The organism is Pedobacter frigoris, from assembly GCF_005116445.1.
Taxonomy (GTDB): Bacteria; Bacteroidota; Bacteroidia; order Sphingobacteriales; family Sphingobacteriaceae; genus Pedobacter; species Pedobacter frigoris.
Genome location: NZ_SWBQ01000001.1, coordinates 1,018,520 through 1,035,470, shown reverse-complemented (window position 1 = coordinate 1,035,470; position 16,951 = coordinate 1,018,520). Strand labels below are relative to the sequence as shown.

Sequence of the window (16,951 nt, the reverse complement as noted above, 5' to 3'; positions counted from 1 at the left end):
GAATTGTGGGTCAAATGGAAATTAGTATATACTTTTGACTAAAATAACCATTTAGTCAAAAATTATGAAAGCTATCTTATCGCTTATTTGTCTTGTAACGCTGCTTAGTGCTTGTAATAACACCACAAAAATGAAGCTTAGGGCACCTGAACCTGAAATCGCAGAGGTAAACACTGTAAAATCCGTCGATTCTTCAAAAACAGACACAACGATTGCTGTTGGTGTAAAAAACTAACCAATCAATTCTTTCATCAGTTTATTGAAAGCTTCTTTCAATTCCGCTAGTTCTTGTTCTACATGAGCAAGACGGATTTCCATATCGGTTGCGGGTTTACTATAATTATCCTCATTAGTTTCATCCTGTGTAAGATCTGGTATTCCGCTAAGCAAATGTGTATACCGAGTTTCCTTTTGCCCTGCTTTTCTTGGAAGTTGGAGAACATAAGGTAATTCAGAATCAGAAAGTCTTTCTAATACAGATTGTACTTCTTCTAATGATTCAAATTCATATAGCCTTCCTGAATTCGTATTTAATTCGCCGGGAGTTTGAGGTCCTCTCAACATTAGCAGGCAAACAATAGCGACCTCCTGAGGTGTTACCGCAAAAACAATTGCAAAGTTATGTTTATATTTAATACTACGACTGGAACCTCCCGTTGCCGTAGATATCAGGCTTTTTCTTTTAAGCGAATCAAGAGTTAATGTAACCGTTTGCTCATCATACTGTACTACAGGTTTCCTTGAGGTTTTCTGATTACATGCAGCCGTAATCGCATTAATTGTCATAGGATAATACTCCGGCGTAGTCCTTGCTTTTTCCATAAGCACACCAAGAACACGCAGTTCTTCAGCATTTAAAATAGGTAGCGTCTGTGATGTGTCCATTAATAGATACTAAGAATTGGAAAGGATCCGGTTAATACTATTGAGTTCCTCTTCACTAAAGTTAGTATTATCCAGGCATTTTAATGAATCTGCAAGTTGTTCTGGTTTACTCGCCCCTACCAGCACTGAAGTAATCCTTTCATCTTTCAATATCCAGGATAAAGCCATGTGAGCCAACTTTTGCCCCCTGCTTTCTGCTATTTTATTGAGCTGTACAAGCTGTTGAATTTTGGATTCAGTAATCTGATCCTTTTGTAGAAATCCATGCGATTTCGCTGCTCTTGAATCTTCAGGAATACCTTTTAAATATTTATCTGTTAACATCCCCTGTGCCAAAGGAGAGAAAGGAATACACCCAACACCTTCATTACCGAGCAGGTCTAATAGACCATCTTCTATCCAGCGTTCGTACATTGAATATTTTGGCTGATGAATCAAACAAGGTGTTCCTAATCTTTTGAGAATTCCGATGGCCTTCTTTGCCTCTTCAGGCTTGTAGTTTGAAATTCCAACATATAATGCTTTGCCTTGCCTTACAATAAGATCAAGAGCATTCATTGTTTCCTCTATCGGAGTTTCCGGATCTGGTCTATGGTGATAGAAAATATCTACATAATCCAATTCCATTCTTTTCAAACTTTGATCTATACTGGATATAAGATATTTCTTTGAACCCCAATCACCATATGGCCCATCCCACATGGTATATCCTGCCTTTGTGGAAATGATCATTTCGTCCCTGAAGCCCTTAAAATCTCTCTTTAAGATGCCACCAAAATTTTCTTCAGCTGATCCTGGAGGAGGACCGTAATTATTAGCAAGATCGAAATGTGTAATTCCGCTGTCAAAAGCCAGCTTTAAAATATTGGCTGAATTCTCCAGTTGATCAACATGCCCAAAATTATGCCAAAGGCCAAGGGAAATTGCTGGAAGTTTAATGCCACTATTACCACAGCGGCGGTATTTCATTTTAGTATATCTTTCTGGATCGGGTAGGTATGGCATATTATCGGAAATATTCAGTAGCAGTAAAAAACTGCTACTGATATTTAAAAAGTACTGATACTTATTTAGCGTTTTTCTTGTCTGTTACTTCAGTACGAATCTCCTGAGCAAGAACTTTTAAATCTTGCATAGCTTTACGTACTCTTGTTCCAGCAGCGTTGTTACCTGCATTGTAAAATTTCTCAGCATCAGCCTCTACGGAAGCTAACAATTCTTTAACTTTTGAAAATTTTTCCATAATTTTTAATTTTTGTTAATGCCATGAATCCGCTTTCACGGCCTTCATGTTGTGATTTTTAATTTATAAGCCAAATATATATTATTTTAGAAATAAATGGGTATAACTTCATTCCTATTGCAGTTTTTCTGACTAATGTTGTTTTTAGGGCAAACCTTTTACTGCGTCTGTTGGTTACTTTCACAATACAACTCACAAATATCCCAACTATGCCCAAACTTATATATATTGTTGAAGATGATCAAGATATCAGTTTTATTGTAGAATATATACTAATTGAAGAAGGGTATCTTGTAAACACTTTTAAAACAGCCAGGGCCTTTAATACCCAAATGAAATTAAATTGGCCCGATCTGATACTTTTGGACGTGATGCTTCCCGATGGAAACGGGATTGAAATATGTCATTCATTAAAAACTGCTGCTACAACTACGCACATCCCCGTAGTGATCATGTCCGCTCATGCAGCCGAAACAGCAATACTCGAAGAAGCTTGCGCAGATGATTTCATTAGTAAACCATTTGATCTGGAACATCTGATACAAATCATAAAAAATACATTATCTAAGGTGACATCATCAGGCGACTCCCGTCAATAGTGCCACCCCCACATAAAACATTCAAAAAACAACGCTTTACGAAATCCGACAGAATAAAGACCGATATTTCTTTGATATGAAGAAAAAGCTACCGAGATTAGCCGCAAATGAAATACTTTAAAAGTACATATAAAGCATGGATTGCGACCTACAACAAAGGTCAGTTGCAAATGTATGCCCTATTTAAAAAGTTTTTCAGAGAAAACTATCCTTTTGGATTTACATTCCAGACGACCAGTAAGGACTTTATCAATTAAGCCCCGGATCATTTCGACTTTTCTTCGATTCTGGGGCCGTTGATCTCCTGATCATTCTACATGTATTTATCACCTTGCGTTTAAAACCGAAGCTTCAACTATCTGATCCTAGATTTTAATGCGTATTCAATTATAACACTTTATGGAAACAAAATCACTATCGCTATCAAAAAGCGACTTTAAATTATTGAAAGAGCATTTAGAGAAATCTAACATGAGCGCATACAACAAAGAAAAACTAAGGCTTGAGCTAAAGGAAGCCACTATCTATTCTGAGGAAGATCTCCCCGCTGATGTGGTTTGTCTTAAATCTGAAGCAACAATAGCAAATACTAAAACCGGGCAGGAATTTACATTTACTTTAGTCATGCCCGAGGAAGCCAATATCCAGATAAAAAAAGTTTCTGTATTTGCCCCTATCGGTATCGCACTTTTTGGCTACCGAACCAATGATATCATTAACTGGGAAATGCCTGATGGGATACAGGAATTCAAAATCCTGCTTGTAAAAAGAAATTAATATTATTTTCTTCCGGCCATCTTAATCATTCGCTGTGCAAGGTCTTTACCCAGATAACCATCAATAAGACCATGTACAATATATAATATAGGAGTCATTAAGATGGCCACAATGAATTTATAAGTATAATTTACCAAACCTATCGCCGCTACCATTTGCCAGCTCCAGTGATAAGCAGGATTCAAATAGAAAGCAATAAAGATGACAACAAAACTGTCAATAAATTGAGACACCAGGGTTGATCCAGTGGCACGCAACCACAAAGCTTTATCGCCGGTTATCCTCTTAATCCTGTGAAAAATCAGTACATCAGCAATTTGTCCAACCAAAAAAGCTACTATGGAACCAACTATGATCCACATTCCCTGTCCAAAAATGCCTGCAAACGCATTATTCATATTCAATGGTGCTCCATTAACTTCCTGATTCACCCAAAATCCAGATGGTGTCAGGTGCATAGCTGCCCCAACAACAATAAAAGCATAACCTATAAGTGCAGCGGTCAGAATCGATAAAAATCTTACCTGTTTCACACCAAAATATTCATTAATGATGTCTGTCATGATGAATATAAGTGGCCATGTCAAAACACCCGCCGACATATTAAAAGAAAGATTTGGTACACCAAGTAAATTTATATCAAATTGTTTTATACCAAGTGTACCCTCTACGGTAAATATCTTCACACCAATAAACTCGGAAAGGATTGCATTGGCAACAAAAAAACTACCTAGAATGAGCAATAGCCTACTCTCTTTTGTTTTAAAACTCATAGCAAGATGAAATTATTAAATAAATCCGATATAACGAGATAAATATTATTTCTATTTTCGCTTTAACATGATATCTATACAATCCAAATTACCAGGTGTAGGCACCACTATTTTTTCCGTGATGTCAAAATTGGCTGAGACTCATAAAGCCATCAATCTTTCTCAGGGTTTCCCTGATTACAATTGCGATGACAAATTAATCAGTATGGTTAATGATGCAATGAAAGACGGATTCAACCAATATGCACCCATGCCTGGGCTATTATCACTCAGAGAACTGATTGCAGAAAAAGCAGAGTTTCTTTATGGTGCAAATTATCATCCGGATACTGAAGTTACAATCACCGCTGGTGGTACGCAGGCCATATTTACAGCATTATCTTCATGCATTAATGCCGGAGATGAAGTGATCATATTTGAGCCTGCTTATGATTGCTACGCCCCTGCTGTTAAGCTTTTGGGTGGACTGGTAAAACCTTACGAACTGAATCCGCCAGACTATGAAATTGACTGGGAAATGGTCAAAAAGCTTTTTACTGCAAACACAAAAATGATCATATTGAACAGTCCACAAAATCCTACGGGCTGTATCCTGTCTGAAAAAGATATAAAAGCTCTCATTAAACTCACAAAAAATACAGATGTCTTAATTTTAAGTGACGAGGTATATGAGCATATTATATTTGATGGCAAAAAACACCATAGTATAGCATTATATCCCGAATTAAGAGAAAGAAGCTTTATTATTGCTTCATTTGGAAAGCTATTGCATACCACGGGATGGAAAATGGGATACTGCCTGGCGCCGGAAAATCTAATGAAAGAATTCAGAAAAGTCCATCAGTTCAATGTCTTTAGTGTAAACACACCTATGCAGGTTGGCATCACCAATTACCTTCGCAATCCTGCTGTTTACAATGAACTATCCGATTTCTTTCAGGAAAAACGTGACTTCTTTAGATCATTACTAAATGAAACAAGACTAAAACCGTTACCTTGTCATGGCTCTTATTTTCAGTGTGTAAGCTATAGTCACATCAGTGATGAAAAAGACACCGATATGGCCGCTAGAATGATAAAAGAATACGGAGTCGCCGGTATTCCTGTTTCTGCCTTCCATATCCGCAGTACAGATCACAAGATATTGAGATTTTGTTTCGCCAAGAAACAAGAAACATTAGAAAAAGCCGTTGAAAGACTAATGCAATTATAATTCACATCCTTTAAATCAGCATAATGGAACATCCAAATTACCTGAACATTAACAATCTTAAGATAACTATCTTTCAGGCCTATTTATTTTGGGAAAACACAGACAAAAACCTGCAGAACCTGGCGCTTAGATTATCCATGGGTATCAAGGAAAAAACAGACCTGATCATTCTTCCCGAAATGTTCAATACAGGATTTACCATGAATGCTGAAGCATTGGCCGAAGAAATGAATGGAAAAACAATGCTATGGATGCAGCAGACTGCACAAAAATATGATTGTGTAGTTTGCGGAAGCCTGATCATAAAAGAAAACAATCATTATTACAACCGGTTAATCTGGATGTTGCCTGACGGCAGCTTTAGTCATTATGACAAACGTCATTTATTTGGTCTCGGGAATGAAGACAAAAGCTATACAGCAGGTGAACAACAGGTCATTGTTGATCTGAAAGGATGGAAAATTCGTCTCGCTATTTGCTATGACCTTCGTTTTCCTGTATGGCTTCGCAACAAATATCAAGAGTATGATATCCTTTTGATCATTGCAAGCTGGCCAGATAAAAGATCTGCACACTGGAATGCTTTGATTCCTGCAAGAGCTATTGAAAATCAAAGTTATGTAATCGGAGCAAACCGTGTCGGACATGACGGGAATGAAATCTACCATAGTGGCCATTCACAATGTATAGATCCACAGGGTAAAACTGTATATTATAAACCTGAAGACGAAGACCTATACACCTTCAGTATCAATTACGAAGAGGTAGTAAAAACACGTAGAATCTTTCCCTTTTTAAGGGATGCAGATCAATTTAAAATCATTTAATAATAGCATATATGCTTAACCGTAGAAAATTCATTAAGTCCACTGCTGCCACAGCTTCTTTGTTTGCTATAGGTAATAAAAGTGCCTCAGGGATGATACCTCCACCGGACATAAAAGACATTAAACCGATTGTGATTTCTACCTGGGATTTTGGAATTGCGGCCAATCAGGCAGCATGGAAGGTATTGGTTTCTGGCGGAAGAGCCTTAGATGCAGTTGAAAAAGGTGTTCACGTACCTGAGGCAGATCCCAAGAATCAGTCTGTAGGATACGGTGGTTTACCTGATCGTGACGGACACGTTACACTTGATGCATGTATAATGGATGAACTGGGTAATTGTGGTTCCGTAGCTGGATTAGAACATATCGTACACCCTATTTCAGTTGCCCGATTAGTGATGGAAAAAACGCCTCACGTCATGCTGGTTGGCGATGGCGCATTACAGTTTGCCCTTGAAAACGGCTTTAAAAAGGAAAATCTTCTGACCAAAGAAAGCGAAAAGGCCTGGAAAGAATGGCTTAAAACAGCTAAATATGCACCCGTGATGAATATAGAAAACAAACTATATGATAAGGCTGCACCTACAAAATTACCAGGAAATCAATACAACCATGATACAATAGGTATGCTTGCTATTGATAGCAAAGGTAACATTTCAGGTGCTTGCACTACGAGTGGAATGGCTTACAAACTACATGGACGTGTTGGAGACAGTCCTATTATTGGTGCTGGACTTTATGTAGATAATGAAGTGGGCGGCGCCACCTCTACCGGCGTTGGCGAGGAAGTGATCCGCAATGTAGGCAGTTTTCTGGTAGTCGAATTGATGAGACAAGGCTATAGTCCTGAAGCAGCTTGCAAAGAAGCAGTCATGAGAATCATCAAAAAGAAACCAGAGACAGCTAAAAACATTCAGGTGGGATTCCTGGCGCTGAATAAAAAAGGCGAATATGGTGCTTTTGCAATTCAGAAGGGTTTTAGCTATGCGGTGTGTACGGAAGAAAAAAATGATTTATTGATTCCTGGAAAGAGTTATTATTAAAATAAAAGTATCATGGTAAATATGGAGGTGTGCGCCAATTCTGTTAGGTCTGCTCTGGCGGCTCAGGAAGGTGGCGCAATTAGGGTTGAACTATGTGACAATTTACCTGAAGGAGGAACGACCCCCAGTTATTCCCAAATTGCACTCGCAAAAAAGACGTTATCTATAAAAATTTACCCCATCATTCGCCCCCGGGGTGGTGATTTTCTATATTCTGATTTGGAGTTTTCCATAATGAAGGAAGATATTAAAATATGCAAATCATTAAAATGTGACGGGGTCGTTATCGGTATTTTGAGAGCCGACGGCAGCGTAGATAAACAAAGATGTGCAGAATTGATCGAAATGGCAAAACCAATGCATGTAACCTTTCACAGGGCATTTGATATGAGCAATAATCTGGAGCAGGCCCTGGAAGATATCATCGAACTCGGATGTGAACGCATCCTAACTTCAGGTGGTGAATCATCCGCACACAGAGGAATTGAAGTATTGGCCAAGTTGAGTAAACTTGCAAACGGAAGAATCATTATTATGCCTGGCGCAGGTATCTCCACAAGTAACATTCAGGAAATCATCAAAATAACTGGTGCTATCGAGTTTCATGCCTCTGCAAAGCACGCAATAAAAAGTGAAATGCAATTCAGAAACCCTAAATTAAACATGGGCAGCATAGCTGATGAATTTAGTTATGATCTTACTGATAGTGAGACCGTAAAAAATTTAATTGAGCTGGCTAACAAACCTATATAATAATCCGCTCAAAATCTTATCTTTGCGCCACTGATGAAGCATATACGTAATTTTTGCATAATTGCACATATTGACCACGGAAAAAGCACCTTGGCTGACCGTCTATTGGAATACACCAAAACGATTTCTCAACGTGAATCGCAGGCCCAGTTACTGGATAACATGGATCTTGAACGCGAACGGGGCATAACGATTAAAAGTCATGCCATACAAATGAATTATAAAGTTGGTGAAATTGAATACAACTTTAACCTGATTGATACGCCTGGGCACGTAGATTTTTCTTACGAAGTGTCACGTTCTATCGCAGCGTGCGAAGGTGCCCTGCTTATTGTTGACGCATCTCAGGGAATTCAGGCCCAAACAATTTCAAACTTATATTTAGCTTTAGAGCACGATCTTGAAATTATCCCTATTTTAAATAAAATGGATCTTCCTGGGGCAATGCCTGAGGAAGTGAAAGACCAGATTATTGATTTAATTGGTTGTAAACGGGAAGAGATTATACCAGCATCCGGTAAAACAGGCATGGGTATTCCCGATATCATTCAAGCTATTGTAGACCGTGTTCCTGCACCTGTTGGCGATCCTGAAGCACCTTTACAAGCACTGATTTTCGATTCGGTTTTTAATCCTTTCCGGGGGATTATCGCTTATTATAAAGTAGTAAACGGGGAGATCAAAAAAGGTGATAAAGTTAAATTCATTAATACCGGCAAGCAATATTTAGCAGACGAAGTAGGTATTCTCAAGTTGGATATGTCGCCGCGTACAGTAGTTAAAACGGGCGATGTTGGCTATATTATTTCTGGCATTAAAGAAGCCCGTGAGGTAAAAGTCGGTGATACAATTACTACTGTAGACAGACCATCAACGGAGTCTATTCAAGGTTTTGAAGAGGTAAAACCTATGGTTTTCGCAGGTATCTACCCTGTTGATACCGATGAGTTTGAAGAATTACGTGAGGCAATGCACAAATTGCAACTGAATGATGCTTCTATCGTTTTCGAGCCGGAAAGTTCTGCCGCATTAGGTTTCGGTTTCCGTTGTGGATTTCTTGGAATGTTGCACATGGAAATTATTCAGGAACGCCTGGAACGCGAATTCGACATGACGGTTATCACTACCGTACCCAACGTGTCTTATATCGCAAAGACAACTAAAGGTGATGAAGTGATTGTAAACAATCCATCAGATTTACCGGATCCTAGTAAACTGGATTCTGTGGAAGAACCATATATTAAAGCAAATATCATTACCAAAGCGGAATTTGTCGGGCCGGTAATGTCTCTTTGTATTCAGAAAAGAGGAATTATTGTCAATCAGTCCTACCTTACTTCAGATCGTGTAGAACTTGTTTTTGAGATGCCTATGGGAGAGATCGTTTTCGACTTCTATGATAAGCTAAAAACGATTTCTAAAGGTTATGCTTCATTTGACTACCATCAGGTTGGATACCGAAAATCTGATTTGGTCAGATTGGATATGCTATTGAATGAAGAGCCTGTTGATGCTTTATCCTCATTGATCCACCGCAGCAATGCTTATGATTTTGGAAAGAAAATCTGTGAGAAGCTGAGAGAATTAATCCCGCGTCAGCAATTTGAGATTAAAATACAGGCATCTATTGGTGCAAAAGTTATTGCCCGCGAAACACTTAGTGCTTTACGTAAAGATGTCACCGCTAAATGCTACGGTGGTGATATTTCCCGTAAACGTAAATTATTAGAAAAGCAGAAGCAAGGTAAAAAACGAATGCGCCAAGTGGGTAACGTAGAAATCCCCCAAACAGCCTTCATGGCAGTATTAAAATTAGATTAACCAAAATACATCATTTCAATGCAGTTACTCGACGGAAAATTCGTATCGGAGAAAATAAAACAGGACATCGCTGTTGAAGCAGCAGATTTTTTAAGTGAAACAGGGAGAAAACCACATTTGGTAGCTATTCTGGTTGGAAATGACGGAGGTAGCGAAACCTATGTGGCCAGCAAGATGAAAAACTGTGAAAAGGTTGGCTTTCAATCTTCTCTGATAAGATATGACCTTACTGCAACTGAAGAAGAACTGCTAGGAAAAGTTAGAGAAATCAACCAGGATCCAGGTGTCGATGGACTGATTGTACAGCTACCGCTTCCTAAACATATTGATCCGGAAAAAGTTACTGAAGCAATTGATCACCGCAAAGATGTAGATGGCTTTCATCCAGTTAATCTGGGAAGAATGATGCGCAATTTACCATGTTTCATACCTGCTACTCCCTATGGCATCATGCTAATGCTTGAAGCTTACCAAATTGATACGACCGGTAAACATTGTGTAGTTGTAGGTCGAAGTAATATTGTAGGTAGTCCAATGAGTATTCTTATGGCTCGTAATGCCACCCCAGGGAACTGTACGGTTTCATTAACACACAGCAGAACCGCGAATCTCAAAGACATGACATTACAAGGCGACATTATCATCGCTGCTATTGGGAAAAAGAACTTTATCACAGCAGATATGGTCAAACCTGGTGCTATTGTTATTGATGTTGGTATGAACAGAGAAACTTCAACTCAGACTAAATCAGGTTATAAATTATATGGAGATGTTGATTTTAACAATGTAGCCCCTATTTCTTCATGGATAACTCCTGTTCCCGGAGGTGTAGGTTTGATGACGATAATCGGCCTGCTAAAAAACACATTGGCTTCAGCTAAAAAAGAAATCTATAAATAATCAGTATTCGGAAAATAACGTTGTTTATTTTCCGAATATTCTTTTAATCCAGCGCTCTTTTAAACCCACGTATATTCCATCAGTTCTGATTTCAACAGGATATATGTCGATATAATCCCCCTGTCCTTCAGCACCTCTGCCCGTCTGCAGATTATATTCCCATCTATGGATAGGACAAACTAAATGCCCTTCTTTGCACCACCCCCCACTAAGTATTCCTCCAGCATGGGGACAAGTATTCTGAACCGCATATAACTTATCCTGGTGTTTTAACAAACACATTTTTTTTCCGTTCACAACAACTTGTTTCACGAATTCACCATCTGGTAAATCGGTTTCTATTTTATACCATTTCAGATTCATGCAATATTTAAAGTCTAAATATAAGCAACGCAATTATTTTATCTACCTTTGCAATCTTAAATATGGCACATCAAATACCAGCAGACGGCACGTTACTTCCTTTAATGGAAGAATTTTATACTATACAGGGAGAAGGATTTAATACAGGTAAGGCAGCCTATTTCATTCGATTAGGTGGATGCGATGTAGGTTGTCATTGGTGTGATGTAAAAGAGAGCTGGGACGCTGAACTGCACCCGCTTACAAAATCAGATGATATCGTTACTAAAGCAGATAGCTTCCCCGGAAAAGCAGTAGTCATTACCGGTGGGGAGCCATTAATTTATAATCTTGATTACCTGACTCAAAAACTTCAGGAAAAAAACATACTCACTTTCATTGAAACCTCAGGTGCTTACCCCCTTTCAGGAAAGTGGGATTGGATCTGCCTGTCGCCGAAGAAATTTAAAGCGCCTAGACCGGATATCACTCCATTTGCAAATGAACTGAAAGTGATTGTATTTAATAAAAGTGATTTTGAATGGGCAGAGAAGTATGCAGAAACCGTTTCAGATACGTGCAAACTTTACCTGCAGCCGGAGTGGTCCAAATCAAAAGAAATTACACCCCTTATTATCGACTATGTAATGGCTAACCCTAAATGGGAGATTTCATTACAGACACATAAATTCTTAAATATCCCGTAAAGCTGATTTTTATTTCCAATGAATTGCAGTATATTTAAAATAAAGACAAATAGCTGCAAATGAGAGTAATACTGCTTATACTTTTCTTACACCTTAGCATTCAGCAAGTTGTAGCACAGTTAAGCAATGTAAAAAAGGCACAGACCAGTTTTGATAAAGCCCAGACTCACCTGAAATCTGACAACTACGATCAGGCCGTACTTATTTTGAAAGAGGCCGTTATTGCAGATCCCAATTTCCAATATGCCTTTATACAGCTCGGAGATATAAACCGTCGAATTAAGTCATTCGGAGCGGCTAAAAGTGCTTATAAAAGTGCATTGGCAATAAATGAAAATGTAGATGCCAGAGTTTATTATGGATTAGCGGAGTCGGAAATATTTACTGGTGATTATGATAATGCTTATAAGAATATCCGGATTTTTATCGAAAAGTATAAAGGAAATGACAAGGATTTTATAGTCAAGGCCAACAAGTACCTTAAAGATTGTGAATTTTCTGTGCTTGCTATTAAATCACCAAAAATATACAGCCCTGTCAATATGGGTAAGGAAATCAATTCAAGCTATCGTGATTATTTCCCGTCAATTACCGCAGATGGCGAAAAACTAATATTTAGCCGAAATATTGATGGAAATGAGGACTTTTACATTTCTGAAAAAAAAGCAGATACCTGGACTAGTCCGCGGGAATTGAGTGACAAGATTAATACCAAAAAATACAATGAAGGTGCACAGTCAATTTCCCCCGACGGCAAATATCTTTTCTTCACAGGATGCAACAGACCAGATGGCTTAGGAAGGTGTGACATTTACGTAAGTCATAAACAAGGCAACAGCTGGGGCGACCCATTTAATCTTGGCAACCCGATAAATACACAGTACTGGGAATCCCAACCGGCAATCAGTCCAGATGGCAGCACTCTTTATTTCGTAAGCAACAGGCCTGGTGGACTTGGGGGATACGATATATGGAAAAGTACATTGCAAAGTGATGGATACTGGAGTAAACCTGAAAACCTGGGGTCGGATATCAATACTCCCTATGATGAGCACACTCCCTTTATTCACCCTGATGGAAAAACCTTATACTTCTCTTCTGACGGCTGGCCAGGCTTAGGAAACAAAGATATTTTTCTAAGCAGAATGAGCGATTCCGGCAAGTGGTCGAAGCCGGAGAACATGGGATACCCCATCAATACTTTTAATGAAGAAACAGGACTAATCGTTACACCAGATGGCACCGAGGGTCTCTTTTCTTCTCTCTTGCAAGGAGGATTTGGTGATATGGATATTTATCATTTCAACATACCAAATGACAAGAAGCCGCTTGCAATCACTTATGTAAAGGGCATTGTAAAAGACAGACAAACCGGCAGTTTCCTGGAAGCCAAAGTACAAGTGGTAAACTTAAAAAACAAACAGGTAGAATATAATGATTACACATCTAATGAAACCGGTGATTTCTTAGCTGTAATGCCTATAGGAGGAAATTATGCTTTTAATGTTAGTGCAAATGGGTATTTATTCCATTCTGAGAATTATGAATTAGGTAATTCTTACATTAACAAGCCCTTTTTATTGGAGATAAATATGGACAAATTGAAGGTTGGAAGTAATGTTATATTAAAAAATATCTTTTTTAATACCAACGAATATAATCTCCTTCAAACTTCATTTATAGAATTGGCCACCCTGGTAGACCTTTTAAAAAATAATCCTGCCATCAATATTGAAATACAGGGTCATACCGATAACGTTGGAAATGACGAAAATAACATGAGACTTTCTCTTCAACGTGCAAAATCAGTTTACGATTACCTTTTAAATAGTAAAATAGCAGGCGAAAGATTAACCTATAAAGGTTTTGGAGAAACAAAGCCCCTAGCAACAAATGATAGTGAGACCGGTAGAAAGCTCAACAGAAGAACATCCTTTCTAATCACCAGGCTATAACCAGACTTAAAAAAGCGGTTAAATAACCGCTTTCCTTATTTTTATCAGTTTTACAAGTAAATCTTCAAGCAAGTCCAGATGAAGCATATTGGCACCATCAGACTTTGCATTGGCTGGATCGGGATGTGTTTCAATAAATAATCCATCAGCCCCTACTGCAATGGCTGCCTTTGCGATAGTACCGATCAGTTCGGGTTTACCACCTGTTACACCACTGCTTTGATTAGGTTGCTGTAAAGAATGTGTACAATCCATTACTACAGGAACTTCGAAACTCTGCATTTCAGGTAAACCTCTATAGTCTACAATCAAATCCTGGTAGCCGAATGTATTGCCCCTGTCAGTAAGTATAACTTTATTATTTCCGGCTTCTACTATTTTTTCAACCGCAAATTTCATTGAAGCGGCAGACAAAAACTGTCCTTTTTTCACATTCACTACTTTTCCCGTCTGGGCAGCAGCTATCAGCAAGTCTGTTTGTCTGCATAAAAATGCGGGGATTTGTAATACATCCACATAAGCAGCTGCCATTGCAGCTTCTTCATGGGCATGTATATCTGTTACCGTCGGCACATTAAATGTGGCCCCTATTTTTTCCAGGATCTTAAGTGCTTTTTCATCTCCTATACCGGTAAAAGAGCTTCCTTTTGAACGGTTCGCTTTACGGTATGAGCCTTTGAATATATAAGGAATCTGCAATTTATCTGTAATGGCAACTATTTTTTCTGCAATACGCATGGCAATATCCTCACCTTCAATAGCACATGGGCCAGCCATTAAAAAGAAATTACCGGAATTGATATGTTTTAGTTTATCTAACTCGAAATTGATCATTGTGTTTTTTAATTGTTAATTACCTAATTCAGACATGAACTTTATACGCATCAGTTGTATTTCTTCACGTGAATAATCGGTCTCACCAAGTTCTTTCAGGGCTTCATCAATTGAATCGTTCTCTGCGGATTGAAAGTAATCAAATACTTCATCCTGGCGATCCTCATCAATAACTTCGTCCACAAAATAACTTAAATTTAATTTCGTACCCGAATTTACAATCGCCTCAACCTCTTTCAAAATATCATCATAAGTGATACCCTTTGACTTAGCAATATCTTCGAGTCCTATTTTCCGGTCTATATTTTGAATAATAGAAACCTTGAGCTGTGACTTATTAGCCTGTGTTTTTATGATCAGATCGATAGGTCGTTCTATATCATTGTCCTCTACATACTTTTTGATCAATTCAAGAAAAGGACCTCCAAACTTAAGTGCCTTCCCGTTACCTACTCCCGAAATCTGCTTCAATTCGTCCATTGCAATAGGATAATGGGTGCACATTTCTTCCAATGAAGGATCCTGAAAAACTACAAATGGAGGTACATTTTTTTGCTTTGCTATCTTCTTCCTCAGATCTTTTAACAACTGAAGCAATTGCGTATCTAACGTGCCACTACCATGTTTCACATCATCTTCATCATCATCTGCAGCACTTTCTATTGGTTCATTCAACACAAATTTCAGGCTGTAGGGACTATCAATAAATCCTATACCGGCATTCGTTAATCCTAGTAGGCCATAATTATCAATGTCTTTAGACAAAAAATTATTAAGTACAGCCTGCCTAATTAAAGATTTCCAGTGATTTTCACCTTCTACTGTTCCAATACCAAACTCTGGTAGTTTACTGTGTTCATATGCAATCGTCTGAGCAGTTTCAGTCCCCATGATGATGGCTAAAATATGGCTGTCATCAAACTTCTCTCCTATTTTTTTGATCAGCTTGAGCAGAATCATTAATGAGTCTTCCGCTTCAAATTGCTTTTTAGGCTTTTTACAGTTGTCGCACATACAGTTACAACCAGTCTCATTGAAGTTCTCTCCAAAATAATGAAGAATCTGCTTTCTTCTACAAACGCCTGATTCAGCGTAGTCGATGACTTCCTTTAAGATTTGTGTGCCAATTTCACGTTCAGATACAGGCTTGTCTTTCATAAACTTAGCCAGCTTATCTACATCCTTTTGTGCATAAAATGCAATGCAGATTCCTTCGCCACCATCTCTTCCAGCCCGACCAGTCTCCTGATAATACCCTTCCATACTTTTGGGAATGTCATGGTGGATCACAAAACGCACATCCGGTTTATCTATCCCCATACCGAAAGCGATTGTAGCTACGATTACTTCCACATCCTCCATAAGGAATTTATCCTGAGTATCTGCACGTACTTTAGGTTCAAGCCCCGCATGATATGGAAGTGCTTTTATGCCGTTTAAATTAAGCGTTTCCGCCACTTCCTCTACTTTTTTACGGCTTAAACAATAAATGATACCTGATTTACCTGTGTTGTATTTAATGTACCTGATGATCTCTTTGATCACATCACGCTTCGGTCGAATCTCGTAAAACAGATTAGGTCTGTTAAATGACGACTTAAATAACGTGGCGTCAGACATTTGAAGATTTTTGATGATGTCCTGCTGAACTTTAGGCGTAGCAGTAGCTGTCAGTGCAATAATAGGGATATCCTCTCCAAGCCCTTGAATCACCTGCCTGATTTTCCGGTATTCAGGTCTGAAATCATGTCCCCACTCCGAAATACAGTGTGCCTCATCAACGGCAACAAAAGATATTTTGATCAATCTCAAAAAATCAATATTGTCTTGTTTAGAGAGTGACTCTGGCGCGACATACAAAAGCTTTGTCTGTCTGCTCAGCAGATCACTTTTAACCTGAGTGATTTCTGTTTTATTTAAAGAAGAATTTAAGAAGTGTGCAATACTGTCGCTCCCGCCAAAAGCACGCAGTTGATCTACCTGATTTTTCATCAGCGCAATCAGCGGTGATATAACTATAGCAGTACCTTCTTCCATTAAAGCAGGCAACTGATAGCAAATGGATTTTCCCCCACCCGTAGGCATTATCACAAACGTATTTCTCTTTTCGAGAATATTGGTGATGATAGACTCCTGATCACCTTTAAAATTATCAAAACCAAAAAAGGTTTGTAAGTTGTCAAACAACGACTTTTTCACATCCATTTCGTGTATAAAATATTCAGTGCTATTTTTACTTCAAAATAACATAATTTTGCACTAATTCAAAGCATCAATAT

General features: G+C 38.4%; 19 protein-coding genes. 12 read left to right on the top strand and 7 right to left on the bottom strand.

Going from position 1 to position 16,951, the window contains the following annotated elements:
* Positions 1-64: 64 nt before the first annotated feature.
* Positions 65-235, top strand: a complete 171-nt coding sequence (locus FA047_RS20415; protein WP_169304313.1) for a hypothetical protein — start codon at positions 65-67, stop codon at positions 233-235.
* On the opposite strand, the gene FA047_RS04610 is transcribed toward FA047_RS20415, so the two are convergent.
* From FA047_RS04610 to FA047_RS04600, 3 genes are all read right to left on the bottom strand, one after another.
* Positions 232-885, bottom strand: a complete 654-nt coding sequence (locus FA047_RS04610; protein WP_136834793.1) for a YceH family protein — start codon at positions 883-885, stop codon at positions 232-234. The genes FA047_RS20415 and FA047_RS04610 overlap by 4 nt on opposite strands.
* Before the next feature lie 9 nt (positions 886-894).
* Positions 895-1,890, bottom strand: a complete 996-nt coding sequence (gene mgrA / locus FA047_RS04605; protein WP_136834792.1) for an L-glyceraldehyde 3-phosphate reductase — start codon at positions 1,888-1,890, stop codon at positions 895-897.
* 61 nt (positions 1,891-1,951) lie between these two features.
* The gene (locus FA047_RS04600; protein WP_136834791.1) at positions 1,952-2,128 is read right to left on the bottom strand and encodes a histone H1; all 177 of its coding nucleotides are present in this window, start codon (positions 2,126-2,128) and stop codon (positions 1,952-1,954) included.
* A 209-nt stretch (positions 2,129-2,337) separates the two neighbouring features.
* On the opposite strand from FA047_RS04600, the gene FA047_RS04595 reads away from it, so the two are divergent.
* The 3 genes from FA047_RS04595 (at position 2,338) to FA047_RS04590 (ending at position 3,504) form a co-directional block, all read left to right on the top strand.
* On the top strand, positions 2,338-2,727 hold the full coding sequence (locus FA047_RS04595) for a response regulator transcription factor (protein ID WP_136834790.1): 390 nt from the start codon (positions 2,338-2,340) through the stop codon (positions 2,725-2,727).
* A gap of 107 nt (positions 2,728-2,834) precedes the next feature.
* A complete protein-coding gene (locus FA047_RS20410) occupies positions 2,835-2,984 on the top strand; it encodes a hypothetical protein (RefSeq protein ID WP_169304312.1) in 150 nt (49 codons plus the stop codon).
* Between the two features lie 142 nt (positions 2,985-3,126).
* A complete protein-coding gene (locus FA047_RS04590) occupies positions 3,127-3,504 on the top strand; it encodes a GreA/GreB family elongation factor (protein WP_136834789.1) in 378 nt (125 codons plus the stop codon).
* 2 nt (positions 3,505-3,506) lie between these two features.
* On the opposite strand, the gene FA047_RS04585 is transcribed toward FA047_RS04590, so the two are convergent.
* The gene (locus FA047_RS04585) at positions 3,507-4,277 is read right to left on the bottom strand and encodes a queuosine precursor transporter (RefSeq protein WP_136834788.1); all 771 of its coding nucleotides are present in this window, start codon (positions 4,275-4,277) and stop codon (positions 3,507-3,509) included.
* 67 nt (positions 4,278-4,344) lie between these two features.
* On the opposite strand from FA047_RS04585, the gene FA047_RS04580 reads away from it, so the two are divergent.
* The 6 genes from FA047_RS04580 to FA047_RS04555 are packed head-to-tail and all read left to right on the top strand — an operon-like array spanning position 4,345 to position 10,834.
* Complete coding sequence (locus FA047_RS04580) at positions 4,345-5,490, top strand: methionine aminotransferase (RefSeq protein WP_136834787.1); 1,146 nt, start codon at positions 4,345-4,347, stop codon at positions 5,488-5,490.
* Between the two features lie 23 nt (positions 5,491-5,513).
* Complete coding sequence (locus tag FA047_RS04575; protein ID WP_205943236.1) at positions 5,514-6,317, top strand: nitrilase family protein; 804 nt, start codon at positions 5,514-5,516, stop codon at positions 6,315-6,317.
* Positions 6,318-6,328: 11 nt separating this feature from the next.
* Positions 6,329-7,360 carry a N(4)-(beta-N-acetylglucosaminyl)-L-asparaginase gene (locus FA047_RS04570; protein WP_136834786.1) on the top strand — a complete coding sequence of 344 codons (1,032 nt, stop codon included), beginning with the start codon at positions 6,329-6,331 and terminating at the stop codon, positions 7,358-7,360.
* Positions 7,361-7,372: 12 nt separating this feature from the next.
* A complete protein-coding gene (locus FA047_RS04565; RefSeq protein ID WP_205943235.1) occupies positions 7,373-8,113 on the top strand; it encodes a copper homeostasis protein CutC in 741 nt (246 codons plus the stop codon).
* Positions 8,114-8,146: 33 nt separating this feature from the next.
* On the top strand, positions 8,147-9,934 hold the full coding sequence (gene lepA, locus FA047_RS04560; RefSeq protein WP_136834784.1) for a translation elongation factor 4: 1,788 nt from the start codon (positions 8,147-8,149) through the stop codon (positions 9,932-9,934).
* An 18-nt stretch (positions 9,935-9,952) separates the two neighbouring features.
* The gene (locus tag FA047_RS04555; protein ID WP_136834783.1) at positions 9,953-10,834 is read left to right on the top strand and encodes a bifunctional 5,10-methylenetetrahydrofolate dehydrogenase/5,10-methenyltetrahydrofolate cyclohydrolase; all 882 of its coding nucleotides are present in this window, start codon (positions 9,953-9,955) and stop codon (positions 10,832-10,834) included.
* Positions 10,835-10,858: 24 nt separating this feature from the next.
* On the opposite strand, the gene FA047_RS04550 is transcribed toward FA047_RS04555, so the two are convergent.
* Positions 10,859-11,197: a Rieske (2Fe-2S) protein gene (locus FA047_RS04550; RefSeq protein ID WP_136834782.1), complete on the bottom strand. Its 339-nt coding sequence runs from the start codon at positions 11,195-11,197 to the stop codon at positions 10,859-10,861.
* 62 nt (positions 11,198-11,259) lie between these two features.
* On the opposite strand from FA047_RS04550, the gene FA047_RS04545 reads away from it, so the two are divergent.
* Both FA047_RS04545 and FA047_RS04540 read left to right on the top strand, forming a co-directional pair.
* Positions 11,260-11,883: a 7-carboxy-7-deazaguanine synthase QueE gene (locus FA047_RS04545; protein ID WP_136834781.1), complete on the top strand. Its 624-nt coding sequence runs from the start codon at positions 11,260-11,262 to the stop codon at positions 11,881-11,883.
* 59 nt (positions 11,884-11,942) lie between these two features.
* Complete coding sequence (locus tag FA047_RS04540) at positions 11,943-13,838, top strand: OmpA family protein (protein WP_136834780.1); 1,896 nt, start codon at positions 11,943-11,945, stop codon at positions 13,836-13,838.
* Positions 13,839-13,856: 18 nt separating this feature from the next.
* Here the strand turns inward: FA047_RS04540 and kdsA are convergent, their stop codons facing one another.
* Both kdsA and recQ read right to left on the bottom strand, forming a co-directional pair.
* Entirely contained in the window at positions 13,857-14,672 is an 816-nt protein-coding gene (gene kdsA / locus FA047_RS04535) for a 3-deoxy-8-phosphooctulonate synthase (protein ID WP_136834779.1), read from the bottom strand.
* Between the two features lie 15 nt (positions 14,673-14,687).
* Positions 14,688-16,877 (bottom strand): DNA helicase RecQ, encoded by a 2,190-nt coding sequence (gene recQ, locus FA047_RS04530; RefSeq protein ID WP_136834778.1) that lies wholly within the window; start codon positions 16,875-16,877, stop codon positions 14,688-14,690.
* Between the last annotated feature and the right edge of the window lie 74 nt (positions 16,878-16,951).

What these genes read in the sequence shown, in the direction of transcription:
- recQ (WP_136834778.1), bottom strand. Translation starts at nt 16,877, where the DNA reads ATGGATGTGAAAAAGTCGTTGTTTGACAACTTACAAACCTTTTTTGGT.
- FA047_RS04595 (WP_136834790.1), top strand. Translation starts at nt 2,338, where the DNA reads ATGCCCAAACTTATATATATTGTTGAAGATGATCAAGATATCAGTTTT.
- FA047_RS04555 (WP_136834783.1), top strand. Translation starts at nt 9,953, where the DNA reads ATGCAGTTACTCGACGGAAAATTCGTATCGGAGAAAATAAAACAGGAC.
- FA047_RS04570 (WP_136834786.1), top strand. Translation starts at nt 6,329, where the DNA reads ATGCTTAACCGTAGAAAATTCATTAAGTCCACTGCTGCCACAGCTTCT.
- FA047_RS04545 (WP_136834781.1), top strand. Translation starts at nt 11,260, where the DNA reads ATGGCACATCAAATACCAGCAGACGGCACGTTACTTCCTTTAATGGAA.
- FA047_RS04565 (WP_205943235.1), top strand. Translation starts at nt 7,373, where the DNA reads ATGGTAAATATGGAGGTGTGCGCCAATTCTGTTAGGTCTGCTCTGGCG.
- FA047_RS20415 (WP_169304313.1), top strand. Translation starts at nt 65, where the DNA reads ATGAAAGCTATCTTATCGCTTATTTGTCTTGTAACGCTGCTTAGTGCT.
- lepA (WP_136834784.1), top strand. Translation starts at nt 8,147, where the DNA reads ATGAAGCATATACGTAATTTTTGCATAATTGCACATATTGACCACGGA.
- FA047_RS04590 (WP_136834789.1), top strand. Translation starts at nt 3,127, where the DNA reads ATGGAAACAAAATCACTATCGCTATCAAAAAGCGACTTTAAATTATTG.
- FA047_RS04600 (WP_136834791.1), bottom strand. Translation starts at nt 2,128, where the DNA reads ATGGAAAAATTTTCAAAAGTTAAAGAATTGTTAGCTTCCGTAGAGGCT.
- FA047_RS04580 (WP_136834787.1), top strand. Translation starts at nt 4,345, where the DNA reads ATGATATCTATACAATCCAAATTACCAGGTGTAGGCACCACTATTTTT.
- FA047_RS04575 (WP_205943236.1), top strand. Translation starts at nt 5,514, where the DNA reads ATGGAACATCCAAATTACCTGAACATTAACAATCTTAAGATAACTATC.
- mgrA (WP_136834792.1), bottom strand. Translation starts at nt 1,890, where the DNA reads ATGCCATACCTACCCGATCCAGAAAGATATACTAAAATGAAATACCGC.
- FA047_RS04540 (WP_136834780.1), top strand. Translation starts at nt 11,943, where the DNA reads ATGAGAGTAATACTGCTTATACTTTTCTTACACCTTAGCATTCAGCAA.
- FA047_RS04550 (WP_136834782.1), bottom strand. Translation starts at nt 11,197, where the DNA reads ATGAATCTGAAATGGTATAAAATAGAAACCGATTTACCAGATGGTGAA.
- FA047_RS04610 (WP_136834793.1), bottom strand. Translation starts at nt 885, where the DNA reads ATGGACACATCACAGACGCTACCTATTTTAAATGCTGAAGAACTGCGT.
- kdsA (WP_136834779.1), bottom strand. Translation starts at nt 14,672, where the DNA reads ATGATCAATTTCGAGTTAGATAAACTAAAACATATCAATTCCGGTAAT.
- FA047_RS04585 (WP_136834788.1), bottom strand. Translation starts at nt 4,277, where the DNA reads ATGAGTTTTAAAACAAAAGAGAGTAGGCTATTGCTCATTCTAGGTAGT.
- FA047_RS20410 (WP_169304312.1), top strand. Translation starts at nt 2,835, where the DNA reads ATGAAATACTTTAAAAGTACATATAAAGCATGGATTGCGACCTACAAC.